Consider the following 21,213-nt stretch of genomic DNA (forward strand, 5'->3'; position numbering starts at 1 on the left):
TTGAAGACCGCTACAGAGGAGGGCGTCCATGGTCGAGGTTAGCGTCATCGGGGTGGATCTGGCGAAGAACGTTTTCCAGCTGCACGGGGCGGCCGCGGACGGCTCGGTCGTCTTCCGGCGCAAGCTGCGGCGCGGGCAAGTCTTGTCCTTCTTCGCGGAGCGGCCGGTCTGCACAGTCGCGATGGAGGCCTGCGCCAGCGCCCATTACTGGGCACGCGCGATCGGAGAGTTCGGGCACACCGTGAAGCTGATCCCGCCGGCCTACGTGAAGCCGTTCGTGAAGAGGCAGAAGAGCGATGCGACCGATGCCGAGGCTATAGCCGAAGCGGCAGCGCGCGCGACGATACGGTTCGTCGCGGTCAGGACCGAGGCACAGCAGGCGTCGGCAATGGTCTACCGGACGCGGGATCTCTTCGTGCGGCAGCGTACCCAGGCGATCAACGCCTTGCGCGGTCACTTGGCCGAGTTCGGCGTCGTGGCACCGACCGGCGTCGCCCATGTCGGCCTCCTCACGGCGCTCATCGAGGGCGAGGAGGATGTGCTGCCGGATGCCGTGGTCGAACTGGCACGCGTACTACTCGCTCAAATCGACGACCTCTCCACGCGTATAGATACGCTCGACAAGGAGATCCGCGAACCGCGCGGCGCAGGACGAGGCGGTGGCACGGTTGATGACCATGCCCGGCATCGGCGTGATCACAGCGACGGCGCTCGTCACCTTTGCCCCCGCTCCGGAAGTGTTCGCCAAGGGACGGGACTTCGCGGCTTGGTTGGGGCTCACCCCGCGGCAGCATTCGACCGGCGGTCGAGAGCGCCTGGGCAGGATCACGCGCATGGGGCAAAGGGATATCCGCCGGCTTCTGATCACGGGCGCAGTCGCCGTCGTGCGATGGGCAGCCCGCAAAGGGGCGCCGGAGGGATCGTGGTTGGCGCGCATGATGGCGAAGAAGCCGCGCATGCTGGTCGCCGTCGCGCTGGCCAACCGCATGGCCAGGATGGCGTGGGCCATGATGAGCAAGAACGAGAGCTACCGAGTTCCGGCGACCGTCGCGTGAGCGATCGGCGGCCGGGATGACGTCGGAGGTGTGAGCAGGGCGAGGGAAGCGTAAGGGCGAACGGTCACGAGATCGGGTCGGAAAACCCAGCAAAACGGCTCAGGCGCCTCGAGCGCGCGGGGTCGAAATGGATCCGACCTGCATATCTCCATACGGGCCCGCGGCGTTCGAAGGCCGCATCACGAGGCCGGACACACGACCGCACCTGACCACACGCTCCGAACGCGACCCGAGAATTGCTTGACACCACGAGGGCGTCCACACACGAGCCCATCTGCCGGGAGTTGCCGATCGCCCCGTCCACCTACCGCGCCCACGCCGCTCGCCGGCTCGATCCCTCGCAGGCGTCCCTCCGGGCGCGTCGCGACGGGGTGCTGCGTCGATCGATCCGCCGGATATTCGACGAGAACTTCCGCGTCTACGGCGTTCGGAAGGTCTGGCGACAGATGAACCGGGAAGGTGAACGCGTCGCTCGTTGTACGGTGGCTCGACTGATGAAGCAGATGGGCCTTCGAGGAGTTGTCCGGGGTCACCACAGCGACAGAGGCGGGCAATACCTGTCCATCCGCTACACCGAACGTCTCGCCGACGCCGGCGTGGTTCCCTCGGTCGGAAGCGTCGGGGACTCCTGCGACAACGCCCTCGCCGAAACGATCGACGGCCTCTACAAGGCAGAGGTGATCCACCGGCGCGGACCGTGGCGGTCGTTCGAAACGGTCGAGTATGCCCCGCTCGAATGGGTCGACTGGTTCAACAATCGGCGGCTCCTCGAGCCGATCGGCAATATCCCGCCGGCTGAGGCGAGCTATTACGCCGAGCTGGAGTCCCGCGTCGTGGCGGCGTAGGACTCAAAGAAACCCGCCTCCGACAAACCCGGAGCGGTTCAAGCCAAGGCAAACGCCAAGCACGTCATGCAGGCCTTGAAGGAGAATGCGAGGTAAGGCTTCTGGAATGGTTCGCTTCCTCCTATCGGCTATCGCACCGTCCGCGGCCGAACAGCGCGGCGCGAAGGTCAAGAAGAAGTTGGAAATCGATCCGCTCCACGCCGACACCGTGCGGCTGATCTACCGGCTTGCCTTGGAAGGCGACGGCAGCACCGGCCAGATGGGCGTCAAGAATATCGTCTCCTATCTCAACAGCCGCCGCATCTTCACCCGCGACGGCGGGCGCTGGGGCATCGGGCAGGTTCACCGTATCCTCACCCGCGGCACCTACATGGGCGAGCATGAGTTCAACAAGCGTTCCAAGACCAAGGAATTGAAGCCGGTCAGCGAGATCGTCACCGTTCCCATCCCGCCGATTATCGACAAGGAGACCTTCGAGGCGGTTCAGAAGCTGCTCAAGGCCCGCAATCCCAAGGTCATGCCCGCCCGCGTCATCACCGGCAATGGCGGGCGCGCTATCGATACTATGCCTGCTCGATGAAGGCGAGGCAGGGGCCGACCGCTTGCGAGGGCATGGCCGTGCCGATGGAGAAGCTGGACGATTTGGTCGTCAATCACCTTGAATAAAGTTACTCCAACCCGAGCGGTTGGAGTCCGTTCTTGCCGCCGCGCTTGACCGCAGGGAGGAACATGCCGAGCGCCGTCGTGAGCATATCGCTGAGTTGAACAAGCGCGCCGCAGAATCGGAATTGCGGCTCAAGCGACTCTATGACGCCATCGAGGCGGGCGTCGCCGATCTGGACGACCCCGGCACTGAAAGACCGCATCGACGGCCTCAAGGCCATCCGCGATCAGGCCGAGGCCGACGCCGACCGGGCACAGGCGATGCTCCAGAACTCGGGTCAGAAAGCCGTCACACCGCAGATGCTGCGCAAGTTCGCCACAACCGCGCGTCAGCGTATCCGGCTTGAAGGCGGCGGCTATCGCCGCGACCACCTGCGCGCGCTTCCGCAGCGTGTCGAGGTCGCCGAGGGCGAGGCTCGTATCATGGGACCAAAGTCCCAACTGCTACAGGCGCTTGTGGCGGGAAGTGGCGTAAACTCAGTGCCCACTCAGGGACTGAAGTGGCGGATGGGGTGGGATTCGAACCCACGGTGGAGTTGCCCCCACGCCGGTTTTCAAGACCGGTGCCTTCAACCGCTCGGCCACCCATCCGCTGCGCGCTCGATGCACGACCGACATCTAAAGGTTCTTTGCATAATTGCAAACATCGACCCGTACCTGCGTGTGTCACCAAAGCCTTACTTGATTGCGCATTTTTCTCAGCCTGCCAGAGCGTGGCGCAAAATGGGAGCATGCAAGAGAACAAGTGGGGTTGATGTATGACACGGTACAGCGTTCAGTTTCGGAAGGAACTCAGCGAGACGTGCTTCGCCAAACTCTACGAGAGCGGGGTGAAGTGGACCCCTTTGGTGGGAGCACTGGATCGTCGTTCTTGATTGGAAGGCTGGCCGGCACTGTCCTTGTCGATCACGCCACGCAAGGCGTTTGTTGTTGTTGTCGCGGTGGGCATGTGGGCGACGCGGCCGCGTCGCCCAAACGAAGTGTCATGTCCACGGCGTTGCCGGCCACGGTGCCGTGGATGCCGTCGCGCCACACCGCCATCGGGGTCCGGCCGGCCAGCGCCTGATAGGGACGTCGGCCATTGTAAAAGCCGATCCACGAGGTAATACCGACGCGCGCCTCGCGGCCGTCGGCGTAGCCCTTCAGATAGGCGTCCTCGTCCTTCAGCGACCGCCACAGCCGTTCGATGAAGACGTTGCATCCATCGGCCGTCCATCGAGATCCCAATGTCGGCGCTCGCCAGCCGGCCGGTGAAGGCGGCGCTGATGGACTGGCTGCCCTGGTCGGTATCGAAGATCTCGGGCCGGCCGAAGCGCGCCATCGCCTCGTCGAGGGCGTCGCCGCAGAACGCGCCGTCCATCGTGTTCGACAGCCGCCAGGCCAGTACCGCCCGGCTCGCCCAGTCGATGATCGCCACCAGGTAGAGGAAGCCGCGTCCGATCGGGATGTAGGTGATATCCGCCGCCCACACCTGGTTCGGCCGACATCACCTGGTCGCGCAGCAGATACGGGACGATCTTGTGCCCCGGCGCCGGCTTGGTCGTCCGCGGCTTCGGCCCCAGGGCTACGATCCCCATCCGCCGCATCAGCCGCTGCACCCGCTTGCGGTTGACCGAGAGACCTTCCGCCCGCAGCATCCCCGTCATCCGCCGCGAGCCGAGGAACGGCCAAGCGGTGAACAGCCCGTCGATCCGTAGCATCAGCGCCAGATCGGCGTCGTCGTTCGCCGGCGCTGGCCGGTACACGCCCGGACCTCCTGGCTAAAAAATCCCGCTCGACCGTCAGCTGCCCGATCTTGGCATGCGGCGTCTCGATCTCCCGCTCGCGCGCCTCGTCCGCGTCGATGCCGACGCCCGGATCGAAGGCCGGCGCCGCGTTGTCCAAGAGCTGCTTCTTCCAGGCATAGCTCTGGTTCGGATGAACCTCATAACGCACCGCCAGGCCCGCCACCGTCGCCTGCTCCCGCAGCGCCTCCAGGGCGATCTTCGCCTTCAGCGCCGCATCGAGCTTCCGTCTCGGCTTCTTCATCATCATCTCCGTCTACCACGACGGAGCCGACCCCGCTCCAATCAAGCCCCTGGTCCCAAATTCGGGGTCCACTTCAGTCTCCAAATGGATCAGATCGAAGCTGAATCGTTCGGCCACCGCACATAAATTCGTCCGGCGTGAGGCTTTGAGGACCCTGAGACGCTTGGTGAAATTATAGGATGAGGTGAAGTGATCCAGATGGTATCGGACTTGATCGTGGGATCGTCGTCGAAGCGCTCGACGGTGGCGTCCTTGATGCTGCGGTTCACGCGCTCGGCCTGCCCGGTGATCAAGGGGGCCTGGACATGGTCAGGCGATGATCGGCGCTGGCGAGGGCACCGGCATTTCGAAAGCATCGGCCGGGAACGGCTCCTTGTGGGCGATCATCTGCCGGATCTCTGCCGGGCTCCAAATTCCCCCTGGGGTCGGTTAAGCGGGTCCCAAATCCAGGGCATCGTCATCTCTAAGCAGCGATTCGTAGGTTTGCACACGTTTTGGATTGGCGTTCGTTGTTGAGGTCAGTGACGGCAGCATGGATGGCGCGGTCGAGATGGTCGAGGTCTCGGAAGGTCTGATGGGCGAGGAAATGCCGCTTCAGGTCACGCCAAGCATGTTCGATGTCGTTCAACTCGGGGGCGTACCTCGGCAGCCATTCGACGCACAGCCATGGCCGCGCGGCGAGGGCGGCACGCGACGCCTTGCTGGTATGAATGGGACCGTTGTCGATGACGAGCACGACCGGCTTCGTCGGTCGGCCGGGGCGCGGGCCATGGAGCTCGTCGAGCCGCGTCAGCAGAGCGATGAAATCGCTGCTTCGCTTGCTCCGGCTGGTCTCGACGACCAGCGTGCCGGCCGCGAAGTCGAGCGCGCCGATCATCGCCACCTTGCGCGCCTGGCCGGGCGCTGCGACGCGCAGGTCGGCGCCGCGCCCGGCCCACACATGCGCGAGATAAGGATGGGTGAGCGCCTCGGACTCGTCTTCGAACAGCAGCACGAGGTCGCCGGCCTGGGCCTGCTGCTTCAGCAGACGAAGCCGCAGGCCGGAGCGATCGACGGCCTGGGCGTCCTGCCGCCCCTTCAGCGTGTGCCGGGGTCGCCGCCAGCGAAAGCCCCCCTTTTGCGCATCACCACGCTCAGCCGCGACTTGGAAATCCGCTCGCCGGTGCGCCGCTCGATCTCGTTCTGCAACCGCGGCAGCGTCCAGTTCCGCCGATCGGCAACCTCGTCCGTCAGCACTGCCGAGACCACCGCCAGCGCCGCCCGCGCCTTCACCGGCTCCGGCCCCGGTGCCTTGCGGGCGCGCAGGCCCGCCACCCCTCGCGACCGAACGTCCAGCGCCAATGGCGCACGCTGTTCGGCTCGACCGAAAACGCTTCGGCAATCCGAGCGCTCGACCAACCCTGCAGCGACAACAAAATCGACCGCGCCCGATCCGCTTACGCCCGATCCGGCGAACCGGCCAGCGCACGCAACTCCTCGCACTGCTCCGCCGTCGCCACTACCCGAGGACGACCCGCCATGACAACACCAAAATCCAGTGATCCCTCCACCAGAGCCTGCCATATGTGGATCGCCCAAGGGAATCCTGCTTGGACGCGCACAATGCGCAGCGCGGCATGGCGCGAGAATCCAACGGCCAAATGGGCCTGGCATCGCTTATGTGAGGACGAGTGTTTCGAAGTGGCCATCGGCCTGACTGTCGACGACCTGATATCCAGTTCCAAACGGGTGGTTCACGCGCAAGTTGTCGACTAAGAGAATTGAATTCTCAGCGGACGGCCCCGCGACACGGTCGTTGACGACAGCGAGCCCAATGGTGAGCGTTCCGGAATTTGAAACCTCATAGATAGAGGATCGCCAGCCGGTTGCACCTTGATCGCCCGTTTCACGAACGTCGGAAAGTTTGAAAAGGGTAGGTGCGCCATCTCCGGCGACGGACAAGACGGCATAGTCGTTGTCCGCCTTGCCATCCGATGGCGCGTTGACAAAATCGCGCGCGTCAAACATCCAATCAAACGAAATACGATCGCCCGCCTGTACGACGACCGCGAGCTTAAAGGCCGCACCGTTGGCCGGGGAGCTGCCATCAACTGGATCGCGAAAAAGCGACCCGGCCGGCTGGCTGAGAAAAGACTGGAGCGTCGCCACGGAGGTACCATTGGCTTCAAGTTTCGCCATCGATACTCCGTCAGTTGGCGTGTAAATGCCATGGACTCCGTCAGTTTCCTGGTATTGGGTTGCCGTCGTAACGAATGACGAACTCCGGGCGGTCGCGCTGAAGGGTGCTTCGAAACTGTCGACGATGCGCTCGTTGTCGGGGCGTCCCGCTATGCTGACGCTCACGGTCGCCTCGTCAAACCCACCGTGACCATCGGAGACCCGGTAGCTAAAGGAATCATGCCCGGTCTCTCCGGGATTAAGGCTATCGAAATGGCCACGCGGATCGAAGGTAATCGTCCCGTCGGCGTTCAGGCTGACGAGCCCGTGCGTTCCTGTGGTGTCGATCGAGGTGATCGTTATCGTATCGTGGACATCCGGATCGCTATCGTTGGCGAGCACGTCGAGGATTGTCGGCGTGTCCTCATCAGTGGCCCCGCTGTCGTCGGTGGCGGTGGGTGCGTCGTTGACGCCAACGAGCGTGACCGTAACCGTTCCGATGCCGATGGCATTATCATGGTCGGCGATCTGGTAATGGAAGGTATCCGTGGCCGTCTCGCCGACACCAAGGCTACGGAAATGGCCGCCTGGATCATAGGTGATGTTCGTGCCATCGAAGCCGACGATACCTAGCGTGCCCGTGCCATCGATCCCGCTGACGTGGATGGTATCGCCCGAATCCGGATCTCTGTCGTTGGCAAGAAGGGCGCTCGCAACGACGGTAAGCTTGGTGTCGGCTGCGGAGGACATTGCATCGGCACCGGCGATCGGCGCATCGTTCAGGCCGGTAATCTGGACGCTGACTTGGGCTGAGCTCTTGCCACCGTGGCCGTCGCTTGCCTCATAAACAAACGAATCGCTCGACGATTGGCCTCGCGCCAGCGACGCGAAGGCAGTGTTCGGATCGTAGCGCAGGCCGCCGTCGGCATTCAGCGTGACGCTGGCGCCGGAAGCCAACACCACGCGCGAGCCCACCGCGACCGTGGTGTTGCCGATCGCCGAAACCGAGAGCGTATCATGCGCGTCGGGATCGGTGTCGTTGGCGAGAACCTTGAGCGTGATCGCCGTATCTTCGTCGGTCGAAGCTGCGTCCGCCGCGGCCACGGGGGCGTCGTTGACACCCGTAATCGTCACCTGCACCAAACCGGTGCCGTGAGCGCCGTGGCGATCCTCGATCGTATAAGTGATCGTATCAGTTGCGGTTTCACCTTCGCCGAGCGACTGGAAGGCGGAGGTTGTCGACGGACGATAGACAATGCCCGCGCCGGCAATGCCGGCGAATGCCACCGCCGCGCCGGAGGCGGCATTGGCGGCGACCACCCGCAGGGTCGAGCGGTCGTCGTCGCTGTCGACGTCGTCGTCGTTGGCAAGTACGTCGATCGTCAGCGAAGGACCGTCTTCGCGCGCTGCACCTGTGTCCATCACCGCGAGCGGCGCATCGTTCAGGCCGTTGACGGTAATGGTCACTTCTCCTTGATCGATACCGCCGTTGCCATCGGTGAGCAGATAACGAAAAGTGTCCGATCCGCTCTGTCCTTCGGCAAGGTAATCGAAGCGTCCATTGGGATCATAGGTGACGTGGTCGCCGGAAAAAGTGACCGCTGCCTGCGTTCCGGTTGAATCGAGGCCGATGACCGCAAGCGTGGCAGGATCGATGCCACGGGCGGAAAAGTCATTGGCCGTCAGGGACGTCGTCAGCAAGTCGATCGCGGTATTTTCACTCGTCACCGCCGTATCCGGGAGCGCCGTCGGCGCTTGGCGGTAGGTAAAGAATGCGCCGTCACTGCTGCCTGCCACCAGTTCGAAATCGGCGGATAGCGGTCGGTTGAGCCGAATGTTGTCGAGTAACAGTGTCGAGGGGTTGTCGGGCGTCGCATCGTTAAGCACAGCGAAGCCGACGGTGAGCCGCAGGGCGCCATCGCTACCCAGCGCGAAGTCGTGGGTAACGTCGAGGACCGAAGTTCGCCAGCCGGACTCTCCCCAACTCGTGGCCCGCGCGTCGCTTAGCTTGTAGACTCGGGTGGTCGTGCCGTCGGTGACGGTGAGGACAGCAAAGTCGTTGCTGGTTCCGGCCAGTCGTTCCGCGGCGTTGGCGACGAAATTCCAGTCGAAGGACAGCAGGATGTGGCTGTCGACGACATCATTTGCGGTGAGCGCGAGATGCGTGCGTGTCGCTGACCCCGTTTTCGCTGAAGTAAGGTCACTATCAGACGGCAGCCTGACAAGAGGTTGGCCGCCGAAGATGACGTCGTTCGAGAGGTAGGCTTCGATCGCCGCCGCCGACGCGCCTTGTCCTTGGAACACCGCCATCTGCGCAAGGTGTGTCGAATGCAGGCTGGCAAGGCTATGCCCGAGTTCGTCGTGCGGAACGAACGTTGAGGAAAGCGCTCCCGTGCCGAGCAGTCCAAACTGGGCAGTAAGCCCGGCGACAGGCGTTGGCGCGGTCAGCGGTACGTCGAAGCTGTCGAGCAGTTCCTGATGAGCCGCCGGTTGTGGATTGTCGACGCCGTGAATTGTTACCGTCACACTGCTGGTGGATCGGCCGCCGTGGCCGTCGTCGATGACGTACTGGAAGGAGTCGGTGGCGGTTTCTCCCGGCTGCAGGTGGTCGAAATTTCCTTCCGGATCATAGGTCAAGGTGAAGTCGGGATTGATGCGCACCGTGCCCAGCGTCGGCGTTCCATCCGGCGCTTTCAGGATCACCGAACGCACGGAAAGCTTGTCGGTGGTGTCCGGGTCACTGTCGTTGGCGAGCACGGCAATGCGGCGCTGGCTATCCTCATCGGCGGGGGCGACGTCAGCGATAGCGGTGGGCGTATCGTTGCTGCCGAGGATAGTAATTGTCACCTGCGCTGTGTCGGCTGATCCGTGCCCGTCGGAAACTTGGTACGTCACGATCTCTTGGCGCTGCTCTCCCGCTCCCAGCGAGTTCCATAACGTGCCGGCGTTGTAGGTGAGCCGTCCTGACGCGCTAATCGTGACGAACGCCCCTGAAGCAAGCTGCATCTGGCTGCTAACGTTCGCCGCTTGTCCGTCGACGGCGATTACAGTGTGCGTATCATGCAGGTCGGGGTCCCGGTCATTGGCCAGGACGCCGGGAGCGCCCGCTTCGATCGGAGCGTCCTCGCTGGTGGTGAACGTATCATCAATGGCGTCAACGGGATCGTTAACACCGGTCACCGTTACCGTGACCGTACCGATGGCAGCAAGCCGGTCGCTGCTGTCGATCACTCCGTCGGCAAGGATATAGTGGAACGTGTCCTGGGCGGTCTCGCCCTCGCTGAGGCCGACGAAGCGCCCGGTGGCATCTGTCTGCGGATCATAGAGAATCGATGCGCCCTGCAGGGAAACACTCCCGAGGGCGCCAGTTCCGTCGACGCCGATCAGCCGCAAGGCATCGCCGCGATCGGGGTCGCTGTCATTGGCAAGAAGCTCCGCCACTGGAATGATCAAGCGAGCGGTTGCGCTGGTCGCAACGAAATCATCCCCGGCAAGGGGAGCATCGTTGCGGCCGGTGATCGTCAAGTGGACCTCCGCCTCAGACTCACCGCCGTGCCCGTCGGTGACGCGGTAGCGGATGGTGTCGACGGCCGTGGCGCCGGAAGCGAGAGCGTTGAAGCGGCCTGCTGGATCGTAGTTCAGGCGGCCGTCGGCTTGCAGTGTGACCACGGCGCCGGAAGCGAGGGTGACCGCCTCGCCGGCGGCAATGGGTTGGGCGAGGCCGTTGACGATGATCGCGGCGATGGCGAGGCGGTCGTGCGCGTCGGGGTCCACATCATTGGCCAAGGGAGCGATAGCGATCGCTATATCTTCGTCGGTCGAGGCGATGTCGTCGGCGGAGTGCGGGGCGTCATTTACGCCGGTAACGGTCACCTTCACCGTTGCCGAACTCTCTGCGTCGTGGCGGTCGGCGACGGTGTAGGTGATGACGTCGACGGCGGTCTCGCCCGCGCCCAGTGTCTGGAAATTTGTGCCAGGGCTGTAGGTGAGCCCGGCTCCAGGCAGGCCGGAGAAGGCCACCGTTCCGGTCGCGGCATGCGCTGCGATAATGTGCAGGGTGGCCGCGCTGTCGTCACTGTCGACGTCGTCGTCATTGGCGAGAACGTTAAGGCTCGTTGCTGGGGCGTCTGCGGCCATGCGATACTTGTCGTCCACGGCCGTCGGCGCGTCATTGACGCCGGTGACGGTAATGCGAACGGTGCCGTCTGCCGTAACTCCATTGCCGGCATTTACCGTATAGCGAAAGCTGGTATCGGCGGTCTCGCCTAAGGCGAGATAAGCGAACTGGCTGGCTGCAACGTGGTCAGGGTCTCCGTCGGGATCATAAATGATCGCCCCAGTGATGGAGAAGCTGACAATTCCGCGCAATCCCGACGTATCAATGCTGGCGATGCCCATCGCATCGAACGGGTCGGGATCGACATCGTTGGCGAGTAAGGTCTGTGCGGTAAACTCGAGCGGCTGATCGGCGCGGGTGGCGAAGTGATCGTCAACGACCGTTGGCTTCTGGGCGAGGCTCTGCCATTGACCCGCGACGCCCTCGATGACGACGTAGTCGTTGCCGAACGCGCGGTTGACAAGGACATTGTCGATCAAGAGGCGCGACGCATCGTCGGTCGTGCGGTCATTGACCGCGGCGAAGCCAAGCGTGTAGGTGTCGGTCTGGGTTACGGTGAAGACGAAGCTTCTCCAGCCGGTCGCGCCGCCGATGCCCGTGGTGGAAGAATCGGCCAGCTTGAAAGCGCGCCCGAGGCTGTTCGCTCCGTCGATGGTGAACATGGCATAGTCGAGGCGTTCGGTCTCGTTCGCGGCATCGAAAAACCAGTCGAATGAAATCGTGTCGCCGGCGACGAGGCGAAGCGAGGCGCGGATTGCACTGGCACCGGCAGGCTCGGCACCGGGGACAGCGCCGTCGATGGTCAATGGATCAAGGTGCAGGAAGGAATCGATGTCGCCGATACCTGGCGTTATGCCCTCGATCCGTACCATTTGATCGCGTTCGGTCGGTCGGATGCCGCGTAGCGGAAACTGCGTCGAAGCCTCTGGCAGGCCATAGGAGATGCTCGCCTCACCAAGCACCTCCCAAGGAAGTTTGAGCGGTTCCCACCCTTGGAGAATCTTTGGCTCTGGCCCTGGAGATGAGGGAGTGCCCTGTGTCGTCTGAGTGTTGAGCAACAGCTCCTGTGTATGATGCAATGGCTGGGTTGGCGCGGACGCACTGTCCTGGAAGATTCCCGAGGACGGCGAGGCAAGGGGGGTCGCTTCAGGGGAAAGGTCATAGAACGTCACCGAACCGGTGGTGACGACCTGCTCACCCGAAAGCGCGTCGAGATCGCCTCCGGGCGAGACGGACAGCGCTTCGACCGATAGGTCGGATCCCCCCCCTGCCGCGGTCGGTCCGACGATTGCTTGGACATCGATACCATCCGACGCGGAATCGCTGATAACTGGAGCGTCGTCGGGGCCGGTTACGGTGATGACCTGATGACTGTGCGTGACAACTGCTTGCCCAGCGTCATTTACAACGACAAGCGCATCCGGCTCGACCTGAGCGTCGTCGTTCAGCCAAGCGATTAGTCCCGCTTCAGCGGTGTGCTGAAACGTGAGTGCAGCATGCGCATGGATGAGTGCGTCCGGCGTCTCGATAACAATGGAGGCTGCTGGTGGCTCGCCCGGGGCACGGCCCCCCAGATAAAAGCGTCCACCTGCTGCCTCGATTACAATATGTCCTCGGCCAGCAAAGGATTCCGGAGTAATCTGTTTGAAAAGGATATGACCACGATCGGATATGCTGAGGCGAGAGCCATCGGTGAGAGCAATGTTTACCGATGAACCTTCATCCACAGATAAAAAATCTCCCTTAAGCAGCTGCACAAGATTTTTTATTTGTTCTACATCGCCAGATGCGCGAATAATCGTGGCATTTCCTTCGACAGATTCGACGAATCCTGAATAATTTCTGCCTAAATCCGCTGCAATATTCGAAGTATTGGGAAGATTGTTCTGAGTTGCGAGGCTGGCGACAAGATTTCCCGCCATGTGACCATCTTTTGCGTCCTGCAAGTCGAGCAGGCGATCGCTGCGGAAGTAGCCGCCGACGACGAATTCAAAACCGTTGGGCGCAACGGCGCGGAGGTCGTCGCCGGAGCGGATAAACGCCGACGCGAATAGCGGGAAATCCTCAGGGATGCGGATGCCGGCAGGCGCGCTGTCGGAAAGCGCGTTTGAGGCAGGAATCTGATCAGATCTCGCTAAGATCGTTTCAGTCACTTGTGGCCTCCATACACGGCAAATCACAGCGCTAATCAGGCAAAAGGCGGTCGCTTCTTATATCACTAAACCGTTTCGAATAAATTAACTCAATAGAGCTATTGAGACTCTATAACCGTCAGATACGAACGATAAAAGGCATTTTAGCGTGTCGCCATAACTTCCCCCATTTTGGTATCCGCAGCCAACCCACACGATTGCGAGCAGCGAGCCTGAGTCAGCCGAGACCAAGCCGACGCGCTTGACACGACACCAAAAATAGGTATATATACCTTTTTAACGAAGGCGACAAGTCCGCCCGCACTACTCCCCGCCCGCTAGATCGGACGCCGGGATTAACCCCGCAGCGCAGCCATTGCTTTGCCCAAACGTGGCCACAGCGGAAGCGTGTCGTTTCCGATGCTGAATTTTTTTGGGCCGTAAGCAATTTCGTGATGCGGCCGCTGCTGTTCCCCATCCGCAACTCTCTCCGAATTGAAGGTCGCTCATGCCCGATCAGATTCAGATCACTGCGGTCAAGCCGCGCGTTCAGTACGTTGCCGATGGCGTTCGCCGGGAGTTCCTTTTTCCGTTTGCGATAATCGACCAATCAAATCTCGAGGTTTATGTCGCTGACGAGCTGCAGACGACTGGTTTCGAAATTCGCGGCGCTGGCAAGACCGATGGCGGATCTGTGGTCTTCGACACGGCCCCTGCCAGTGGGCTCACAGTGAGCCTGCGTCGACAGATGGTTATGCAGCGCACGACGGATTTTCAGGAATCCGGGCCGTTCCGCGCGAAGGCAATCAATGCTGAACTCGACAATATCACCAGCGCGCTGCAGCAACTGGACGCGGATCTGGCACGTTCGATTCATCTGTCTCCGACCGACTTGGACGCAAACCTGCTGCTACCGGACGCCGCCTCGCGTGCCGGCAAGGCGATCGTTTTCGACGCAAAGGGCGACCTCACGACGGCTGCACTGGCCTCTAGTGGGGATGGAAAGTGGTCCAGCCTCGATGATGTGCCAGAAGGCGTTGCTAACAAGCACTTCACAGCGGCCGAGCGGGCAAAGCTGTCCGGCGTTGAGGACGGTGCTCAGGCTAATCCCGTGACGGTGACGGCGGCCGAAAAAGCCGATCCACAGGAAACGGCTCCGCGTTCGTTCTCGCCGAAGGACATGGGCGAGATGATCGCCCAGCACGCGCCCGCCGCGGATGCGCCGGTAAAATCAGTGCACGGTCGTATCGGTGAGGTGACGGCGCAGCCGGGAGACTATGCGGCCGATCAGATCAGCGATACCGCTGAAAAAGTGGTGATGACGGCGGCCGAGCGGGCAAAGCTGTCCGGCGTTGAGGACGGTGCTCAGGCTAATCCCGTGACGGTGACGGCGGCCGAAAAAGCCGATCCACAGGAAACGGCTCCGCGTTCGTTCTCGCCGAAGGACATGGGCGAGATGATCGCCCAGCACGCGCCCGCCGCGGATGCGCCGGTAAAATCAGTGCACGGCCGTATCGGTGAGGTGACGGCGCAGCCGGGAGACTATGCGGCCGATCAGATCAGCGATACCGCTGAAAAAGTGGTGATGACAGCGGCCGAGCGGGCAAAACTTGCGAGTGTTGCGCAGGGTGCCGAGGTCAACACCGTTACGTCGGTACATGGTCGGACAGGCGCGATCGCGGCAAAAGCGGGCGATTATACCGCGGACTTGATCGCTGATGGTTCGTCCAAGGTGGTCATGACCTCGGCGGAACGTGCGACATTGAATACCGTCGAGCCGGGTGCTCAGAAAAACACTGTCTCCTCGGTCCACGGACGCGCCGGCGTGATCACGGCACAGGCCGGAGACTACACGGCTGATCAGATCGCTGACGGTACAGCCAAGGTTTCGATGACCATTGATGAACGGGTCAAGCTTACCGGCATCCAACTCGGCGCCCAGGCCAATCCCACCCAGGTGACCGCAACCGAAAAAGCGGCTGGTACCGGCACGACGGTAAGAAGTTTCGCACCGGTCGACGTTCGTGACATCGCGGCAACCATCGTACCAGCCGCACCGGTTTCCAGCGTTGCCGGCAAGACGGGCGCAGTAAGTCTCGCGAATAGCGACGTCGGCCTCGGCAACGTCAGCAATGACGCTCAGCTCAAGGCCGACCTTGCCTACACGGCAAAAACGAGCCCGGTGTCTGGCGACAAGCTGGTGATCAAAGATCAGACTGACGGCAAACCGAAGGTCGTCGACTGGAGCCAGCTACCGACTGCCGGTGGTTCCTTTAGTCTTGCCACCCTGACCAGCGAAACCGTTTTTGACAACGATAGTGATTTTCTCCTCTTCCGCGATACCTCGGCTGGGGCCGACCGGAAGATCAAGCCAAAGTCAATCGGCTTTCCCAACGTCCTGTCCGATCCGTATCAGGACCGCTTGCTGACCATCGCCGCCAACAACACCGACATCTCGGCGGCGCTCCGCGCGGCGGTTGCCGCGGCCGTCGATGGTGGGACCATCAAGCTTGAGGGCATGGGCAGGCTCTCGCGCGACGGAACCAACGGATGGGGGCTTCTGCTGCCGGCGAAGAACCTGACGATCGTGGGCAGTGGCCGCGGTTTCCACCTCAAACATGCTGATCCGGCTAGCGATACCGACGCGTTCACCATGCTCGAAGGCGCGATGAACGGAAAGTCGCTTCATATTGAAAACCTCGTGCTTGAAGGCATCTGGGCACGTCAGGCCGTCAAGCAGGAAGTGGCAGGTGCGCGATTCGTCCATGTCACGACAGTTCGAGAACTGCGGATGTTCGGCATCAAGGTATATGATGGTGTCGAGATGGGGTTGACGGCCCAGGATTGCGGAGTAATTCGCGTGGATCGCTGCCATGTTGAACGCAACACGAGAGATTGTATTAATGTAAATGGGCGTGATATTGCGATTACGAACTGCTCTGCATTCTACAGCCGGGATGACTGCTTCGCTATTTATGTTCCATCATCAACTCCTGATGACGAAAATTACATCCATGTGGCTGCAATTACTGATAATACCGCAAAGTGGACAAATGGGATTAAAGCTGCGGCCCCTAGGCTGACCATCGCACGCAATCGCCTCGACGCGATGTTCCTTTACGGTATTCGCACGTTTACCGACGAGGCAGCGGAGGGCGAGGTCGTACCGCAAGAGTTGTCGATTATCGATAACCACATTTTCAACGTCATCTCGAATGACCAATGCTTTGATGCGAACGTTATCAATCGTGCAATTTCGGTGGATAGCTACACGCGGCCAACGCGCAAACTGACAATTGAGGGTAACCGCGTCGCGGCAACGTTCGGACCGTTATGGACAGGTTCTACCTACGCCTCACCCTCTAGCCTGAAGCGCGGCGTCGCGATCGCCGACGACTCGCTCGGGATGTTCCGCAAAAGCGGCTTCGTCGATGCCTGGGAAGACGTGAAGACTGCCGGTAAAGAGCCTATTCATCAGCGAATTAGCGGCATCTCTGTGGTAACGCAGGCACCGATTGGCAACAGCGAGGTTGTCATTCGAAATAATCCGCTGCGTGACATGCGGCAGACGGAAACAAGGCAAATCGCGTTCGTCGCTTATAAGAGTGACTCGGGCGTTGATTGGATCGTTCCGGCGATTGAGACAGCTTGGAAACAGATTACTCCACTGGAGCACTTTCTACGCTCTTCTGATTTTGATTTTACGCTGCAAAAAGTCCGCCTCGAAGTCACCGTCGGGGGGGCAACTATTGAGGGTGCGGTACTGAAGGCGCAATACGCATTCTCCGCCGCCGGGCCGTGGTACGATCTGTGCTCCGTGACTCTCGATAGCGGAACGAACAAGACCTTCTATCCAGTCTACGCCAATATTCCTGTCGCTGTACTGCAAACGTCGGTCTACGTGCGCATCGCTGGCCAGAAAGGAAACGGCACCGGACCGGTTACGGTAAAATCCGTGGTCCTGAGATTTTGTCGTGATGGTGATGCGCCGCATGCGACGATCGACCCGCTGCCTCTCGCGCGAATCCCCGAAGGCGCGGGCGACCCGCCCGCGAGGCCCGTTACTGCCGCTGAAGTTGCCGTCGCGGACCGGTTTCTGGTTCTGCGTCCGGGCGTCAAGCGCGTTGTCCTGCCACGGACGTCGTCGCTGATAAGGACGACTCTGTTGCAAAACAGGAGCGGGGGAGCCGTCACAGTCCTAGCAAACGAAGGAAAAGTCGCGAGTGGTGCCAAGTTCGATGCTGCCAGCTATATGGAATTCCCGCGGACGGGTCTATCTACGTTGCCCGCAAGTTTTCAGAAATTTACAGTCTCTCTTTGGGCATCGTTCGATACATTTGATCAATGGAATTTTTTACTATCGTGTTTCCAGTCAGGGAAGGGGGCTTTTGACCTGCTTTCGTTCGGTTCGCCAGCAACCTTGCAGGTTTTGGGAAAATCGGCGAATGGAACCGTCGTTCTCGACTATCGTACCGTGACCACGGCGTTAGCGACAGGCACACTTTACCACATTCTCATAGCATGCGATCTAACCGTACCTGTCATTAAAATCCGACTCAACGGTCAATCCGTCGCTCAACTCAGCGCAGGGTATTACACCCCCGTCCTCACGGCCGGCGGCCTGATCGATCTTAACAGCACGATCGTTCGGGTCGGTGCGCGCTCAAGCGCAACGACGCCCGCCCTGAGCGGATCTTGCGCCCAACTTTGGTTCGCTCCAGGTGTATACTTGGACCTCGACAATCAAGGGAACGTCGATAAGTTCTTCGCGAACGGAGCGGCAGTTAATCTCGGCTATAACGGTTCGCGACCGACAGGGGTTCCGCCGACTTTGTTTCTGAATGGGCAGGGCGCGGCGTTTGGGATTAATCAGGCGAACCCCACGGAAGTTGCCACGATCGGCGGGACGCTGACCGCTCCACAACTCGCGGTTCCCGGTCAGGAGATCGCCTATACGATTGACGGTGACGGTCCAACATTCTCTCTCGCCGATGGCAAGTCTGCCTCGTTCACAACCATTGACGATCCGGTGGAGGTTTCCCAGTACGTCCGGCTCGGAGGCGTATGATGTCGTCGAGTCTATGCCTGATATCGGTCGCGGCCAACGAAAACTCAGCACCCTCACGTCAAGCATCGTCTCGTCCACTCGAAGATTTCATTTGGATAAACACAAACTTTAAATACGGATTTGATAATCCAAACTATGTCGAATCCCTGAACACAAACCTCCCAAAGGGGTTTCTCAGCGGCGTGCGGGAAGCTCCTCAGGTCGGCGTGCCGACAAGTTCGGCTGCGGTACCAAAACCCACTTATCCATGGGACGGGCGGCTTTCGTGGTTCAGTACCATCCGCGATCCAACGCTGAACTCGTGGATACAGGGCCGCAAGCTGCTGATCAATCCAGGGGTGTCCGCTGTTTACGAAGGTCCGGCCGGGCAGCAATACAGTGAAACAACCTGGGGGGATAATATACGCTGGCGCCTTCACCAGATGGCACTTCCCTTCCCGACCGCTGACGACGCGGTCGGATGGTTGCACCCGAATGAATGTGACAACGCCGACATGACGTTCGGCGATTTTGTTCGCGATGCGCCTGCGAATGAGGCACAGGTGGCGATGGATCGCCTCATCTTGCTCGCCAAGATGATGTGGCAGGAATTGCGGACGGGTCCGTTTTCCTATCGGACTGAGCCGCACCCAGGGTTTATTCTTGGCCCAACAATCTCAAGGGCGGCAATTGCCGCCCTGACCGCAGCAAATGGAGACGACAAGTTCTCTATCTATGATATTCTGACAAGAAACAATGGAGAAATTCTCGATTTCTATGATGGTATTGATATACACAATCATATGGTATCGAGAATACTAGAGTTTAATAACAAAGAGCCTGGGCTTAAGGAGTACAATCTTTTCCAGGGGTGGAAGTCGCTCCAGGAAGCGAACAGATTACGCGTGCTCGCTGGAAAACAGGAGCGGTTATTACCGATAACTTCTACAGAATCGGGAGTGTCCGATACACCACCAAACGGTGTTTATGTCAAAGATTATATAAACCATAGTGCGCTTCGTGGCTATACACGCATGCACGTAATGTTTTGCGCGATGCATTGGTGGGCGATCAGCTTGTGGACGATTTTTTCATTTGGTCGGACTGGAGGGGATGTCGCTCCCTATGATTTTACAGAGGGTGTGGATGGAGTGCCGAAGGCAGACTGGCCAGTATTACTCGACATTGTTGATTATAGAAAATACAGCATAGATAGATATACGTCGGAAATCCTGCAAAAAACGTGGGAAGATTTTAACAAACCGTACACATGGTGTGTCCATGTATTACAGAATGTTGAGCCGGAAGCCGGAATAACTGAAGGAAATCCATGGCCAACAACCAATTGGGCCCGGGTGACATTCCCCGGCGGCCGGATCGACATGACATCAGGCGGTCGCAATCTCGTGTACCGCCCGGTTCATCTTACTAGTCTTGGGCCACACAAGATTAGCGTTGAGGTTCAGACAACTGGAATTGCTAAACTACGCGCGCGTGGTTATGACAAGCTTAATGGGCTAGCAGAACAAGCAGAACAATCAACTAGCGCGTCGTGGACGACTATTGAGGTTATTTTCACACCACGCCAGCACTCTGTCACCCATCTGCCTAACCCCTGCTACGTTCTAATTTGCCTCGATCACAATGGAGTTGGAACAGCAAGCTTTCGAAATCCTCAAATTACTGCTCTATAGTATTGTAGAGCGATCGACGTGATCCGACGCGAGGAATTCCCGAGAGCGCCGATTTCTGATTCCCATTACCTCCATCAGATCTGCGGGAGGCTATGGGATTGTAACTGTATCTGCTCACCCCCCTGGCTATAAAGCTGCGGGCGTGGTCTGGAAGGTGCCGGCGAGGAGTTGGGCGATGGCTTGCCGGGCGGTTTGGCCGTGGAGCCCTGCGGTGCTGGTGACGGATCGGTATCCGGCGTGGATGTGTGCGTCCCATTCGGAGCGAAAGCCGCCGGTGACCTTGCGGAAAACGCCCGCAGCTTTATAGCCAGGGGGGTGAGCAGATACGTCTGGTTCAGCGCCGGCCACGAAATGCCGGTCGACACCAGATGGACCTGGAACGCCCGCACGTCCTCCAGGCCAAGCTGGTCCGGCGAGCGACCAAAGTGGCCGCTGAACTTGCTGACCGCGTGAAGATAGGATCGTTGCGTCGCCAATGACAGATTGCGGACGGTCATGTCCTCGACCATGCGGCGGCGCAGAGGGGCTCATCTCGGCCATCGCGGTGCTCCTGTCTGAGGATCGGGCTTCAACACGCCGTAATCCTCCCAGACGGGAGCCGCCCCCGCTAACCGATCACCCCACTCCCACGACACCGGGTTCGTTCAATCCCCGCCGATTCCCGACGCACGGAAACCGCTCTAAGGTCCAGATCCGGTATCTGGTTTCGAAGCTGTGAGCAGGGCGGCTACTGTATTATTGGCAGCCGGGCCGCACATTGCGTGCCGCTGGTTTCCATTCCCGCCGCCTTTCCGATGATCTGAAGACCGCCATCTGCGAGGCGGAGGCACTGAATCATCGGCTGGATGATTGGCGAAACGGGAGTACGCATCCGGTGATGGCCGCCTTGTGGTGAGGCGGGATTTTGTGCGGCATTTGGCTCGGATTTGGAGCTAGCGGCAGCGCAAGATCGATGTCTTATCGTCAGGGTGAGGTACTGGGACGGGTCGAGCGGCGGCGTCGGTTCTCGCTCGGGCAGAAGCTTGCGGTTCTGGCGGAGGCGTCGGCGCCGGGAGTGGTGATCTCGGCGGTGGCGCTGCGGCGGGTTCTGGACGTTTTGGATCGGCGATGATTGCCGTTCCGACCGGCGCCCGGGTGTGGCTGGCGACCGGACACACCGACATGCGGCGCGGCTTCGATGGGCTGGCGCTGCAGGTGCAGGAAAGGCTGAAGCAGGACCCGCACTGTGGTCATTTGTTCGTCTTCCGTGGAAGACGCGGTGACCTTTGAAGATCCTTTGGCACGACGGCCAGGGCCTGTGCCTGTTCGCCAAACGTCTCGAACGCGGTCGGTTTCTGTGGCCGTCGGCGGCCGATGGAACGGTGACGATCACGCCGGCGCAGCTCGCGTATCTGCTCGAGGGCATAGACTGGAGGATGCCGCGGCGAACCTGGCGTCCGATCGCCGCCGGATGAGATAACAGCTTACAAAGGCGT

At 60.5% G+C, this 21,213-nt stretch carries 6 protein-coding genes, 1 tRNA gene and 6 pseudogenes; 7 read left to right on the forward strand and 6 right to left on the reverse strand.

Annotation, left to right across the window (positions count from 1 at the left end):
• Positions 1-28: 28 nt before the first annotated feature.
• The 3 pseudogenes from IPK66_02955 (at position 29) to IPK66_02965 (ending at position 3,094) form a co-directional block, all read left to right on the forward strand.
• Positions 29-1,055, forward strand: a pseudogene (locus IPK66_02955) (IS110 family transposase).
• A 266-nt stretch (positions 1,056-1,321) separates the two neighbouring features.
• A pseudogene (locus IPK66_02960) lies at positions 1,322-1,900 on the forward strand (IS3 family transposase).
• 39 nt (positions 1,901-1,939) lie between these two features.
• Positions 1,940-3,094 (forward strand): annotated as a pseudogene (locus tag IPK66_02965) (recombinase family protein).
• On the opposite strand, the gene IPK66_02970 reads toward IPK66_02965, so the two are convergent.
• The 5 genes and pseudogenes from IPK66_02970 to IPK66_02990 all read right to left on the reverse strand — a co-directional run bounded on the left by IPK66_02970 (position 3,065) and on the right by IPK66_02990 (position 13,018).
• Positions 3,065-3,154, reverse strand: a tRNA-Ser gene (locus IPK66_02970). The pseudogene IPK66_02965 and the gene IPK66_02970 sit on opposite strands and share 30 nt — an antisense overlap.
• Before the next feature lie 450 nt (positions 3,155-3,604).
• A pseudogene (locus IPK66_02975) lies at positions 3,605-4,594 on the reverse strand (IS3 family transposase).
• 460 nt (positions 4,595-5,054) lie between these two features.
• On the reverse strand, positions 5,055-5,585 hold the full coding sequence (locus IPK66_02980; protein ID MBK8174268.1) for an IS630 family transposase: 531 nt from the start codon (positions 5,583-5,585) through the stop codon (positions 5,055-5,057).
• A 274-nt stretch (positions 5,586-5,859) separates the two neighbouring features.
• Complete coding sequence (locus IPK66_02985; protein MBK8174269.1) at positions 5,860-6,003, reverse strand: hypothetical protein; 144 nt, start codon at positions 6,001-6,003, stop codon at positions 5,860-5,862.
• A 244-nt stretch (positions 6,004-6,247) separates the two neighbouring features.
• Positions 6,248-13,018 (reverse strand): tandem-95 repeat protein, encoded by a 6,771-nt coding sequence (locus tag IPK66_02990; protein ID MBK8174270.1) that lies wholly within the window; start codon positions 13,016-13,018, stop codon positions 6,248-6,250.
• 487 nt (positions 13,019-13,505) lie between these two features.
• On the opposite strand from IPK66_02990, the gene IPK66_02995 reads away from it, so the two are divergent.
• Positions 13,506-18,065, forward strand: coding sequence for a hypothetical protein (locus tag IPK66_02995; protein MBK8174271.1), 4,560 nt, complete (start codon positions 13,506-13,508; stop codon positions 18,063-18,065).
• Positions 18,065-19,738: a hypothetical protein gene (locus tag IPK66_03000; GenBank protein MBK8174272.1), complete on the forward strand. Its 1,674-nt coding sequence runs from the start codon at positions 18,065-18,067 to the stop codon at positions 19,736-19,738. Before IPK66_02995 ends, IPK66_03000 begins: the two co-directional genes overlap by 1 nt.
• 326 nt (positions 19,739-20,064) lie before the next feature.
• On the opposite strand, the pseudogene IPK66_03005 reads toward IPK66_03000, so the two are convergent.
• Positions 20,065-20,247, reverse strand: a pseudogene (locus tag IPK66_03005) (phage integrase N-terminal SAM-like domain-containing protein).
• 443 nt (positions 20,248-20,690) lie between these two features.
• On the opposite strand from IPK66_03005, the gene IPK66_03010 reads away from it, so the two are divergent.
• On the forward strand, positions 20,691-20,849 hold the full coding sequence (locus IPK66_03010) for a hypothetical protein (GenBank protein MBK8174273.1): 159 nt from the start codon (positions 20,691-20,693) through the stop codon (positions 20,847-20,849).
• Positions 20,846-21,192, forward strand: a pseudogene (gene tnpB, locus IPK66_03015) (IS66 family insertion sequence element accessory protein TnpB). Before IPK66_03010 ends, tnpB begins: the two are co-directional and overlap by 4 nt.
• The last annotated feature ends 21 nt before the right edge of the window (positions 21,193-21,213 follow it).

This window comes from Rhodospirillales bacterium, from assembly GCA_016712595.1.
Classification (GTDB): Bacteria; Pseudomonadota; Alphaproteobacteria; order Rhodospirillales; family Defluviicoccaceae; genus Defluviicoccus.